Source organism: Microbacterium sp. LEMMJ01 (assembly GCF_002114135.1).
In the GTDB taxonomy this organism is placed as follows: Bacteria; Actinomycetota; Actinomycetes; order Actinomycetales; family Microbacteriaceae; genus Microbacterium.
Window position 1 is genome coordinate 499201 of sequence record NZ_NCTV01000017.1, and the last position, 12239, is coordinate 511439.

Sequence of the window (12239 nt, forward strand, 5' to 3'; positions counted from 1 at the left end):
GGGACCCAAGGTGGGTCGCTGAGCCCGTCGAAGCGCGGGTCGCTGAGCCTGCCTGCGCGTCCCTAGGCTGAGCGCATGAACGACGTCGTCCTCGCCGCGATCCTCGGCGCGCTCGGCGGCATCGCCCTCACGGCGCTGCTGCTGCTCGCCCGGCGGTTCGCCCGCGGCTCGGCCGACCTCGGCAGCGAGGCGGAACAGGGGGCGCTGCGGGCACTGCACCAGGCGAGTCTCGCCGCCCCGCACCTCCGCGGCGGATTGACCGGGCCGGATGCCGTCAAGGCCGCCCGGCACCTGCGGGCCCTGCTGGGCAGCGCCGCGGTGGCCATCGTCGGCGAGGACGACACGGTTACCCTCGACGGCGCCGCCGACGGGCTCGAATCCGCCGCCCTGCGCATCGCCGCCCAGGTGCGCGCGTCCGGGCGGCGGCAGGTGTTCCCCGCGCCCTCGCGGACGGACGACCTGGAGGCGGTCGGCGCGCCCATCCTCGTCGACGGGGTGCCGGTCGGGGTGGTCGTCGCCTTCGCGTCCCCGGTGCGGGCCGCGCTCGTGCGGGCGGCGGAGGAGGTCGCCGACTGGTGCGCGGCGCAGGTCGAGCTCGGCGGACTCGAGGCCTCCCGCACCCAGCTCGCCGAGGCGGAGCTCCGGGCTCTGCGTGCCCAGATCTCCCCGCACTTCATCTACAACGCCCTCACCGCGATCGCCTCGTTCATCACGACCGACCCGGACCGGGCCCGGGACCTCGTGCTCGAGTTCGCCGACTTCACCCGCTACTCCTTCCGCCGGCACGGGGAGTTCACCACGCTCGCGGAGGAGCTGGGCAGCATCCACTCCTACCTCGAACTGGAGCGCGCGCGGTTCGGCGATCGCCTGCGGGTGACGCTGCAGATCGCGCCGGAGACGCTCGCGACGGTCATCCCCTTCCTCTCCGTGCAGCCGCTCGTGGAGAACGCCGTGCGGCATGGCCTGGAGCCGGGAGAGGGCGGGGGCGAGATCCGCATCACCTCCCGCGACGACGGCACGCACACCGAGATCCTCGTCGAGGACGACGGCGTGGGCATGGACCCGGACGGCCTGCGCGCGCTGCTCACGGCGCGCGAGGAGGGTGGTCACGTGGGCCTGCGGAACGTCGACAGCCGCCTCCGCCAGGTCTACGGCAGCGGGGGCGGTCTGGTCGTCGAGACCAACGCCGGCGCGGGTACCCTGGTGCGCATGCGAGTCCCGAAATCGCAGCCCCTCCACGACCTGGACGACGACTGAGGAGCGGCATGATCGACGTCCTCGTCGCCGACGACGAGCAGCCGGCCCTCGACGAGCTCGTGCACCTGCTGCGTGCCGACCCGCGCATCGGCGAGATCCTCACCGCGGCAAACGGCGCCGATGCGCTGCGTCAGCTCTCCGCGCGTGCGGTGCGGATCGCCTTCCTCGACATCCACATGCCGGGCCTGCTCGGCACCGAGCTCGCCCGCGCGCTCCTCGGTCTCGCGGAGCCGCCCGCGGTCGTTTTCGTCACCGCCGACGAGGCCCGAGCGGTCGAGGCGTTCGAGCTGCGCGCGGCGGACTACCTCCTCAAGCCCGTACGGCGGGAACGCCTGCGCAGCGCCGTGGACCGGGTGATCGAGCAGGATGTTGCACCGCGCGGCGAGGACGAGGTGCTGCCCGTGACCGTGGGCGCGTCCGTGCGGTTCGTGCGGCGCAGCGACGTGCGCTGGGTGCAGGCACAGGGCGACTACGCGCGGCTGCACACGGAGGACGACGGGCCCGGCCACCTCGTTCGCATCCCGCTCTCCGAGCTCGAATCCCGGTGGGCGCCGGCGGGATTCCTCCGCATCCACCGTTCCACGCTCGTCCGGATCGCCGCGGTGACCGAGGCGCGGCTGTCGGGTGGGGAACCCGTCGTCGTCGTCGGCACGGCCGTGCTGCCGGTGAGCAGAAGGCTCGTCGCGGCGGTGCGGGAGGCGCTCGTGCGGGGGGAGGGAACCGGATGACCGAGGCGCCGAAGCGGGTGCGGGTCACCGCGGACACCCCGCCGCGCCGCTCCGCCGCCGCCACGCGGGGGATCGCGCTGCCCGGCGCACCGGTCGCGGAGGCCGATGCCGTCTACGCCCGTGCCCTGATGCGCAGCCAGCTCCGGCTCGCGCTGGGCACCGTCGCCGGCTTCGTGGTGGTCGTCGTCGCCCTGGCGCTCGGGATCGCGCTCATCCCCGAGGTCGACGCCGTCGTCCTCGGCGGGCTGCCGCTGTCGTGGCTGCTCCAGGCCTTCGCGTTCTACCCGGTGATCCTCGTGTTCGCGGTGCTGTATGTGCGCACGGCGGTCCGCAACGAGCGGCGGTACCGCGCCCTGCGGGACCGCGAGTGAACGCCGTGCTCGACCTCGTCGGGGTCGCCCTGGTCGTGATCGCCACCCTCCTCATCGGCGTGTACGGGCTGCGCGTGTCGCGCACGACGAGCGACTTCTTCGTGGCGTCGCGGACGGTGCGCCCGGTCTGGAACGCCTCGGCCATCAGCGGCGAGTACCTCTCCGCGGGCACCTTCCTCGGCCTCTCCGGGCTCGTGCTGCTGGACGGCGCCCGCGGCTTCTGGTTCCCCATCGGGTACGCCGCGGGGTACCTGCTCGTGCTCGTGTTCGTGGCCGCGCCCCTGCGCCGGAGCGGGGCGTACACGATCCCCGACTTCGTCGAGGCCCGGCTCGACTCGACCGCCGCGCGCCGTGTCACCAGCCTCGCGGTCCTCATCATCGGCTGGCTCTACATCGTGCCGCAGCTGCACGGCGCGGGCATCACTCTCGTCGTGGTCGCCGGGCTGCCGGAGTGGGTCGGGGCCGTGACGATCGCGGTGCTCGTGGCGGCGGCGGTCGCCGCGGGCGGCATGCGCGCGATCACCTTCGTGCAGGCCTTCCAGTACTGGCTCAAGCTCACGGCGCTCCTCGTGCCGGTGGTGTGCATCGCGTTCGCCCTGAGCGGCGGGCCGCACGACTTCGATCCCGCGCTCGTCTTCCCCGCCGAGGCCGGGCCGTCCGGTTTCGACGCCTACGAGACCGCGTCGCTGCTGCTCGCCCTGCTCCTCGGCACGATGGGGCTGCCGCACGTCCTGGTGCGGTTCTACACGAGCCCGACCGGAGCCTCCGCGCGGCGGACCACCGTGATCGTCATCGCCATGGTGAGCGCGTTCTACGCCGTGTCGAGCGCGATGGGGCTCCTGGCGCGGATCGCCGCCCCCGACCTCGCGCAGCCGGGGATCGCCGACACCGTGGTGCTGCAGCTCCCGTCGCGGGTGTTCCCCGGACCGGCCGGCGAGCTGCTGACGGCCCTCATCGTCGCCGGGGCCTTCGCCGCGTTCCTGGCGACCTCGGCCGGACTCGTGGTCTCGCTCGCGGGGGTCATCAGCCAGGACGTCTTCTCCGGCTCCGTGCGCTCCTTCCGGCTGTCCGCGGTGCTGTGCGCGCTCGTGCCGCTGGGGGTCGCGCTGCTCACGGTTCCCGCGGGGCTCGTGTCGAGCGTGGGGGTGGTGTTCGTCGTGGCGGCGTCGACGCTCTCGCCCGTGGTGCTGCTGGGCGTGTGGTGGCGGGGCCTCACCGCGCGCGGGGCGGTCGCGGGCATGGTGTGCGGCGGCGTCGCGACCGGGCTCGCCCTGCTCGTGCACGCCGCGGTGGATGGGGTCGGCGTCGCGGCACCGTACCTCGCGCAGCCCGCCGCCTGGACGATCCCGCTGGCGACCGGGGTCACGGTCGCCGTGTCGCTGCTCGACCCTCGCGGACCCTCGCCCCGCACGGACCGCTTCCTCGCCCGCGTGCACACCCCCGACCGCGCCTGAGTCTGCTTCTGCCCCCGTCCTGCTTCCGGTCCTGCTTCCTGGAACAGGCGGTCGCGCCGGTTCAGGCAGGTGAAAGCCCATCGAGCCTGAGCCGGCGCGAGTGCCTGAAGAGCGGGAAGGGTGTGGTCGGGCCAGGGGGCTCCAGTGGGACGGCAGGCACTAGCGCGAGAACAGGCAGGGAGCACCAGGAGCGCCTGAATCGGCGGGAGTGCCTGTGCGGGAGGGGCTGTGCGGGAGTGGGGTCAGAGGGTGCGGCTGCGCGGCATCAGGCGCACCGGGGGGAGCGGCGGCGCGGGGATGCGCTGATCGTGCCCCTCGACGACGCCGAACCGGGGGGATGCGGCCTCCCAGTCCTCGCGGGCGGCGGCGATCTCGTCGTGGGAGCGCCCGGCGAAGTTCCACCACATGACGATCTCGTCCTCGAACGGCTCACCCCCGAGGAGGAACAGCAAGCCGCCCTCACTGCTGGTCACCTCGACGCCGTCGCGGGAATCGCCGAGGTAGAGCATGTCGTTGCGGGTCATCGCGTGTTCCGGGACGGCGGCGTCGCCCTCGACGAGGAGCAGCGCGTGCTCCCACTCCGGCCGCAGCGGCAGGCGCACCGTGGTTCCGGCCGGCACGACGATCTCCGCCCCGACGATCGGCGTGTGCACGGTCGCCGGCGAGCGCACGCCCGAGAACTCGCCGAGCACGACCGTGGCCGTGGCGTCCGATCCGGTCGAGGCCGGAAGGGTCGTCGTCGGCAGGTCGGTGTGCCGCTCGAAGCCGCCGTCCCCGTGGCGCGCGGACTCCGGGAGCACGACCCAGAACTGCAGCGCATCGAGCGGAACGGGCTCGTCGCCGATGGAGTACTCCGAGTGCGAGATGCCGTTGCCCGCCGTCATGAGGTTGAGCTGTCCGCGCCGGAGGTCGGCATCGCTGCCCAGCGAATCGCGGTGCCGGATCTCGCCGACCAGCGGCCAGGTCACCGTCTGCAGACCGATGTGCGGATGCGGCTCGACGCGCATCCGGGTCTCGGCCGGGCCGAACCTGTCGAGGAAGCACCACGCGCCGATGGTGGGGAGGTTGCGATGCGGCAGCACCCGCAGCACCTCCATGCCGCGCACACCGCCGAGCGGCACCGCCCGGGGTTCGAGGACGAGGCGGCGCTGCCCGATCATTCCGCCCTGCCCGTGGGGTCCTCGTCCGCGCCGGTCGACTCCTTCTGCACCGGGGCGTCCGCCGTCGAGCCCGGGCGCTGCGGCCAGCGGATCTCGGCGCCGGGCACCTCGTGCGTCTGGAGGTACTTCGCGATGTACGGGCAGAGCGGCACGATCGAGTCGCCCGTCGACGCCACGTCGGTCAGTGCCGCCGCGGCGAGCTTCCCGGCCAGGCCCTGGCCCTGGAAAGCCGGGTCGATCTCCGTGTGCAGGAAGCGGATCGCGCCGGGGCGGGTGTCGAACTCGGCGAACCCGGCCAGCACGTCATCGGAACGGATCTCGTAGCGGGAGGCCTCGTCGTTGCGGGTCACGGTGATGTCGGTCATCGGATGCTCCTTCCGGCGTCTGGAACCAACCTACGCCCGGGATCGAGGGTGCGGGCCTGTGGACGTCGCCGTGCCGCTGTCCGTCGGGGTGATTACGCTGGAGGGATGCCGCAGACTCCCCGCGATCCGTACGACGGATGGATCCCCGAGCCGGACGCGGCATCCGACCAGCCCTGGGACGACCGGTGGGAGCCGACCGAGCCGCCGGAGCCGATGGACTGGGAGCCGCAGGGCGCGGGCTTCGAGCCGCCCCTCGACTGGGGTCCGGGTCCGACGACCGCGGTGACCACCGCGCCGGCCGTCCGCCGCGCCACGCCCAGCCGGTATGCGACGGCCCGTGAGGCACTGCACACCGTCTTCGGCTACGACGACTTCCGCGGCGACCAGGCAGCCATCGTCGAGCAGGTCATCGGCGGTGGCGACGCCGTCGTCCTGATGCCCACCGGCGGCGGCAAGAGCATCACGTACCAGGTGCCCGCGCTCGTGCGCGAAGGCACCGGACTCGTCATCAGCCCGCTCATCGCGCTCATGCACGACCAGGTCGACGCGCTGCGCGCCAACGGTGTGAAGGCCGCGTACCTCAACTCCACCCAGTCGATCGAGGAGCGCCGCGAGGTCGAGCGCGCCTATGTCGCCGGAGAGCTCGACCTCATCTACGTCGCCCCGGAGCGGCTGTCGAGCGCGCAGACCACCTCCCTCCTGCAGCGCGGCACGCTCAGTGTCATCGCCATCGACGAGGCCCACTGCGTGTCGCAGTGGGGTCACGACTTCCGGCCCGACTACCTCGCGCTCGGCGACCTGGGCGAGCGGTTCCCCGGCGTCCCGCGCATGGCCCTGACCGCCACCGCGACGCGGGCCACGCACAAGGAGCTCACCGAGCGCCTGCACCTCGACGCGGCGAAGCACTTCGTGGCGAGCTTCGATCGGCCCAACATCCAGTACCGCATCGTCCCGAAGGTCGATCCCCGCAAGCAGCTCGTGCAGTTCATCCGGTCGCAGCCGGAGGGGGCGGCGGGCATCGTCTATGCGCTCAGCCGCAAGTCCGTCGAGCAGACGGCGACCTATCTCGCCGCGCAGGGTCTCGACGCGCTGCCGTACCACGCCGGTCTGCCCGCCGAGGTGCGGGCGGCGAACCAGTCGCGCTTCCTCCGTGAAGACGGCGTGGTGATGGTGGCGACCATCGCGTTCGGCATGGGCATCGACAAGCCCGACGTGCGCTTCGTCGCCCACATCGATCTGCCGAAGTCGGTCGAGGGGTACTACCAGGAGACGGGCCGCGCCGGCCGCGACGGCGAGCCGTCCGTGGCGTGGATGGCGTACGGGCTCGGCGATGTGGTGCAGCAGCGCCGTCTGATCGATCAGAGTCCTGGTGACCGCACGTTCAAGATGCGGATGGGGCAGCACCTCGATGCGATGCTCGCGCTGTGCGAGACGGTGGAGTGCCGCCGGCAGAACCTCCTCGGGTACTTCGGCCAGGACTCGCAGCCCTGCGGCAACTGCGACACGTGCCTCGACGACACGGCGACCTTCGACGGGCTCGTCCCCGCACAGAAGCTGCTGTCCACGATCGTGCGGCTCAAGCGGGAGCGGAATCAGGCCTTCGGTGCCGGCCACCTCATCGACATCCTCCGCGGAGCCTCGACCGAGCGCATCCGCCAGCAGCGGCACGACGCCCTCGCGACCTACGGCATCGGCGCCGACCTCTCCGACCAGGACTGGCGCAGCGTGGTGCGCCAGCTCCTCGCCCGGGGCATCCTCGTCGCGCAGGGCGACTACGGCACGCTCGCACCCGGAGAGGCCGCGGCCGGGGTGCTGCGCGGCGAGACCGCGGTACCGCTCCGGAAAGACACGATCGGACGCCCGTCGTCGCCGTCCCGCGCCCGGAAGGCGAGTGCCGCCGACGCCCTCGACGCCGGAAACCGGGAGCTGTTCGAGGCGCTGCGGGCCTGGCGCGCCGAGACCGCCAGGGAACAGGGCGTCCCGGCGTACATCGTCTTCGGCGACGCCACGCTCCGTGCGCTGGCGGAGCATCGGCCGACCTCGCACGCCGACCTCGACGGCATCACCGGCATCGGTGCGAAGAAGCGCGAGGCCTACGGCGACGGCGTTCTCGCCGTCATCGCCGCCTCCTGACTCCAACCCACCCCCTTCCGCGCGAGCCACCCCTTTGCGGACGCACGCAACGGGCCGGGATGCACGGAACGGGGTGGGTCGACGGAGCCCCGAACGGGGAACCTGTCGCGAGCCGACAAGGACGGGCGCGGACGGGGCGGCCAGTCGTTGGAGGATGCGGACAGGGGACTTCGTGCGGTTTTGTCGCACACCTACCATGAGAGGCATCCACTTTCGTCTCTCCGAGAGGAACGCTCATGGTCGACGCCGCCGTCCGCCCTTCGACGACACCTGACCCGCGCGAGAGCGCGACCGCCCCGCGGATCGATGTCGCCCGCCTGAACGACGCCCTCATGGGCACCTGGGGCGACGTGCGCCGCCAGGCCCGCGAGATGATCAAGGACTCCGCGTTCTGGCGGAAGGACGAGCTCGGCAAGGACGACCACCGGGAGCGCGTGCTGAGCCAGCTCCACCTCCTCGTCGACAACAAGGCCGTGCACCGGGCGTTCCCCAAGCGCTTCGGCGGCGAGGAGAACAACGGTGGCAACATCGCCGGATTCGAGGAGCTCGTGGCCGCCGACCCGAGCCTGCAAATCAAGTCGGGTGTGCAGTGGGGGCTCTTCGGCTCCGCGATCCTGCAGCTCGGCACGAAGGAGCACCACGACAGGTGGCTCCCCGGTGTCATGGACCTGTCGATCCCCGGCGCGTTCGCGATGACCGAGATCGGGCACGGCTCCGACGTCGCCGCGGTCGGCACCACCGCCACCTACGACCCGGAGACGGAGGAGTTCGTCATCCACACGCCGTTCCGGGGAGCTGTGAAGGAGTACCTCGGCAACGCGGCGCTGCACGGCATCGCGGCGACGGTCTTCGCCCAGCTCATCACGAACGGCGTCAACCACGGCGTGCACTGCTTCTACGTGCCCCTGCGCGGCGAGGACGGCGTGGATCTGCCGGGCATCGGTCGCGAGGACGACGGTCTCAAGGGCGGACTGAACGGCATCGACAACGGCCGCCTCTCCTTCGACCAGGTGCGCATCCCGCGCACGAACCTGCTGAACCGCTACGGCGACGTCGCCCCGGACGGCACCTACTCCAGCGCGATCGACAGCCCCGGCCGCCGCTTCTTCACGATGCTCGGCACCCTCGTGCAGGGACGCGTCTCGCTCGACGGCGCCGCTTCCTGGGCCTCCGCGCTCGGCCTGCACATCGCGATCACCTACGCCACCCAGCGCCGGCAGTTCGACGGGGCGGACGGGCAGGAGGTCGTGCTGATGGACTACGGCAAGCACCAGCGCCGTCTGCTCCCGCGCCTGGCCACCACGTACGCGCAGATCTTCGCGCACGACGAGTTCCTGCAGAAGTTCGACGGCGTCTTCTCCGGCCGCACCGACACCCCGGACGACCGGGAGGACCTGGAGACGCTCGCGGCCGCGCTCAAGCCGCTGTCGACCTGGCACGCGCTCGACACCCTGCAGGAGGCCCGCGAGGCGTGCGGCGGCGCCGGCTTCATGTTCGAGAATCGGCTCGTCGGACTCCGCGCCGACCTCGACATCTACGTCACGTTCGAGGGCGACAACAACGTCCTGCTCCAGCTCGTCGGCAAGCGGCTGCTGACCGACTACGCGAAGCAGTTCCAGGGCAAGGACGCCGCGGCGCTCGCGCGCTACGCCGTCGGCATGACGGCCGGCAAGCTGTTCCACGGCGCGGGCCTCCGTCAGCTCGGTCAGGCGGTGACCGACTTCGGCCAGGTCGCCCGGTCGGTGGAGCGCGGACTGCGCGAGGAGCAGCAGCACGACCTCCTCGCGGGGCGTGTGCAGCAGATGGTCGCCGACATCGCGACCCGGCTGCGTGCCGCCGGCAAGGACAAGGTGCTCGGGGCGCGGCTGTTCAACGAGAATCAGGCCGAGCTCATCGAGGCGGCCAGGGCGCACGGCGAGCTGCTGCAGTGGGAGGCCTTCACCGACGCCGTCCACGCGATGGACGACGCCGAGACGAAGAAGGTCATGACCTGGCTCCGCGACCTCTTCGGTCTGCAGCTCATCGAGAAGCACCTCGCCTGGCACCTCATCCACGGGCGGCTCTCCACCCAGCGGGCGGCGGCGGTGTCGAGCTACATCGATCGGCTGTGCGCGCGGCTGCGTCCGTACGCCCTCGACCTCGTGGACGCGTTCGGCTACGAGCCCGAGCACGTGCGGGCTCCCATCGCGAGCGGTGCGGAGAAGCAGCGGCAGGATGAGGCCCGCGCGTACTACGCCGACCTCGAGGCCACCGGTCAGGCTCCCGTCCTGGAGAAGACCCTCAAGCGGCAGAAGCGCTGAGCCGTCGGCCCGGGCTGTGTAGACGGCCCGGGCCCTCCGGACAGCGGATTCATCGACGCCGGCGGATAGTCTCGGCGAGTACCGACCCGAGGAGCATCATGTCGACCGTCACCGCCTACGCCGCCCCCGCCGAAGCCGCCCCGCTCGAGAAGACCGTCATCGAGCGCCGGGAGCTGGGCCCGCACGACATCCTCATCGACATCGCCTTCGCCGGCATCTGCCATTCCGACATCCACACCGTCCGCGGAGACTGGGGTCCGCAGCAGTACCCGCTCGCCCCGGGACACGAGATCACCGGAACGGTCTCCGCGGTGGGGTCCGAGGTCACGAAGCACGCCCTCGGCGACCGCGTCGGTGTCGGCTGCCTGGTGAACTCGTGCCGGGAGTGCGTGTACTGCCTCCGCGGCGACGAGCAGTTCTGCACGCAGGGCGCCGTCGGTACCTACGGAGCGGTCGACCGCGACGGCACGATCACCCAGGGCGGCTACTCCGAGCAGGTCGTCGTCACCGAGGACTTCGTGCTGCGGATCCCGGACGCCCTGCCTCTCGACGCGGCGGCTCCGCTGCTGTGCGCGGGCATCACCACGTACTCGCCGCTGCGGCATTGGAAGGTCGGCCCCGGCACGCGCGTCGCGGTGGTCGGACTCGGCGGCCTCGGTCACATGGGCGTGCAGATCGCGCATGCCCTCGGCGCGGAGGTGACCGTGCTGTCGCAGACGCTCGCGAAGCAGGACGACGGCCTCCGCCTCGGCGCCGACCGCTACTTCGAGACGGGCGACCGCGACACCTTCCGCGACCTGCGGGGCTCCTTCGACGTGATCCTCAACACCGTGAGCGCCGTCATCGACCTCCGCTCCTACCTCGGGCTGCTCGACGTGGACGGCACCATCGTGTGCGTCGGTGCTCCCGCGGAGGCCCTCGCCCTGAACGCCGGGTCGCTGATCGCCGGACGACGCTCCATCGCCGGCTCGAACATCGGCGGCATCCGGGAGACCCAGGAGATGCTCGACTTCTGCGCGGAGCACGGCATCACGGCGCAGATCGAGGTCATCCCTGCGTCGGCCATCAACGAGGCGTACGAGCGCGTCCTCGCGTCCGACGTCCGCTACCGCTTCGTCATCGACGCCGCCACCTTCGCCGACTGACCCCGCCCCGCCCCGGTCCGTCCCCGCCTCACCCGGTGCCGGATCAAAAGCGCGCCCCCTTCACCCTCGCGAGGCGCGATATCCATCCCGCGACCGTCGAGTCCCTGGGCTAGGACCGAAAAGGCTCCAGATGAGGGCCGCGCAGGTGCAGTTCTGATCCCGCGCTGCTCCCGGGAGCGCTCCGCGCGGAGGACGAGGTGTGAGAGCGGAACGGACGCGCCAGGTCACGGCAATCTGATGCGGGACGGGTATGGCGCCGGAGGAACCCGGGAGAGGCGCGTTTCTGATCGCGCGCCGGAGAACCTCGGTCCGCACTGGAGAAGGGACGGGAAGGTGCCGCGGACCCGCATCGAAGGGCCTATTTTGATCTCGCTTCGGAGGCCCGCGGGTGCGGGATGGGAAAGGTGCCGCTGGGCCGTTTCGGAAGGACCTTGTCGAGCCTGCGTCGGTGGTGCGGAGCGGGACGGAAAAGGTGCCGGAGGGTCGTTTCGGGGGAACCTTGTCGATCCCCCGTCGGAGGTGGGCGTCGGGGCGGGATGGAAAACGGGCCTGGGGAGGCTAGGCGAGGGGCGGAAGTGAACTCGGACGGGGGACGCGGGATGAGGGACGGGGGACGGGGGTGTCGGTGGGGGTGGATACGGTGAGGGGATGACCTCCCTCCTCCTGGGGCCCGACTCCCGCGCGCGCTGCGCCTGGGTCGGCGACGACGCAGAATATCGCCGGTACCACGACGAGGAGTGGGGGACGCCGCTGCACGGGGACCGCGCGCTGTTCGAGAAGATGGCGCTCGAGGGGTTCCAGGCGGGGCTGTCCTGGATCACGATCCTGCGCAAGCGCCCGCGGTTCCGCGAGGTGTTCGCGGGGTTCGTGCCGGAGGCCGTGGCGGCATTCGACGACGCGGACGTGGAACGCCTCATGGGCGACCCAGGCATCATCCGCAACCGCGCCAAGATCCTCGCGACGATCGGCAACGCCCGGATCGTGGAGTCGATGGCGGACGGAGAGCTCGATGCCCTGATGTGGTCCTTCGCCCCGCCGGCGACCGGAGCACGGCCTCGCGAGTTCGCCGACGTCCCCGCGGTCACGCCGGAGTCGAGCGCGCTGAGCAAGGAACTGCGACGCCGGGGTTTCCGCTTCGTCGGGCCGACGACGATGTACGCCCTCATGCAGTCCGCGGGCATGGTGGACGACCACATCGAGGGGTGCTGGAAGGCCTGACGCCTCGACGGAGAAGAGCGCGGGGCCACACGCCCTCGCCCGATATACTCGGCACATCGGGGGATCCCCCGGCGCACGACGCCGGGTGGCTGCAGGCGCGCGGTCTCC

The 12239-nt window shown here is 71.8% G+C and carries 10 protein-coding genes; 8 read left to right on the plus strand and 2 right to left on the minus strand.

The genetic code is table 11. The features are described 5' to 3' along the window. Positions 1–75 precede the first annotated feature (75 nt). From B7W94_RS04790 to B7W94_RS04805, 4 genes are read left to right on the plus strand one after another with little or no spacing between them, the layout of a single operon-like run. Positions 76–1257, plus strand: a complete 1182-nt coding sequence (locus B7W94_RS04790) for a sensor histidine kinase (protein WP_085604870.1) — start codon at positions 76–78, stop codon at positions 1255–1257. A gap of 8 nt (positions 1258–1265) precedes the next feature. After that, the gene (locus tag B7W94_RS04795; protein WP_085604872.1) at positions 1266–1985 is read left to right on the plus strand and encodes a LytR/AlgR family response regulator transcription factor; all 720 of its coding nucleotides are present in this window, start codon (positions 1266–1268) and stop codon (positions 1983–1985) included. Further along, positions 1982–2356, plus strand: coding sequence for a hypothetical protein (locus tag B7W94_RS04800; RefSeq protein WP_025104664.1), 375 nt, complete (start codon positions 1982–1984; stop codon positions 2354–2356). The genes B7W94_RS04795 and B7W94_RS04800 overlap by 4 nt, the downstream gene beginning before the upstream one ends. After that, entirely contained in the window at positions 2353–3810 is a 1458-nt protein-coding gene (locus B7W94_RS04805) for a sodium/solute symporter (protein WP_085604875.1), read from the plus strand. Before B7W94_RS04800 ends, B7W94_RS04805 begins: the two co-directional genes overlap by 4 nt. A 242-nt stretch (positions 3811–4052) precedes the next feature. Here B7W94_RS04805 and B7W94_RS04810 read toward each other — a convergent pair whose 3' ends face one another. Together B7W94_RS04810 and B7W94_RS04815 are read right to left on the minus strand one after the other, a co-directional pair. After that, positions 4053–4970: a pirin family protein gene (locus B7W94_RS04810; protein WP_085604878.1), complete on the minus strand. Its 918-nt coding sequence runs from the start codon at positions 4968–4970 to the stop codon at positions 4053–4055. Then, entirely contained in the window at positions 4967–5335 is a 369-nt protein-coding gene (locus B7W94_RS04815; RefSeq protein WP_085604881.1) for a GNAT family N-acetyltransferase, read from the minus strand. Before B7W94_RS04815 ends, B7W94_RS04810 begins: the two co-directional genes overlap by 4 nt. 105 nt (positions 5336–5440) lie before the next feature. On the opposite strand from B7W94_RS04815, the gene recQ reads away from it, so the two are divergent. The 4 genes from recQ to B7W94_RS04835 all read left to right on the plus strand — a co-directional run bounded on the left by recQ (position 5441) and on the right by B7W94_RS04835 (position 12131). Beyond that, the gene (gene recQ, locus B7W94_RS04820; protein WP_085604884.1) at positions 5441–7468 is read left to right on the plus strand and encodes a DNA helicase RecQ; all 2028 of its coding nucleotides are present in this window, start codon (positions 5441–5443) and stop codon (positions 7466–7468) included. A gap of 236 nt (positions 7469–7704) precedes the next feature. Continuing rightward, complete coding sequence (locus tag B7W94_RS04825) at positions 7705–9768, plus strand: acyl-CoA dehydrogenase family protein (protein WP_062635354.1); 2064 nt, start codon at positions 7705–7707, stop codon at positions 9766–9768. A gap of 98 nt (positions 9769–9866) precedes the next feature. After that, complete coding sequence (locus B7W94_RS04830) at positions 9867–10913, plus strand: NAD(P)-dependent alcohol dehydrogenase (RefSeq protein WP_085604888.1); 1047 nt, start codon at positions 9867–9869, stop codon at positions 10911–10913. 648 nt (positions 10914–11561) lie between these two features. Then, positions 11562–12131 (plus strand): DNA-3-methyladenine glycosylase I, encoded by a 570-nt coding sequence (locus B7W94_RS04835; protein WP_085604891.1) that lies wholly within the window; start codon positions 11562–11564, stop codon positions 12129–12131. Positions 12132–12239: the final 108 nt, after the last annotated feature.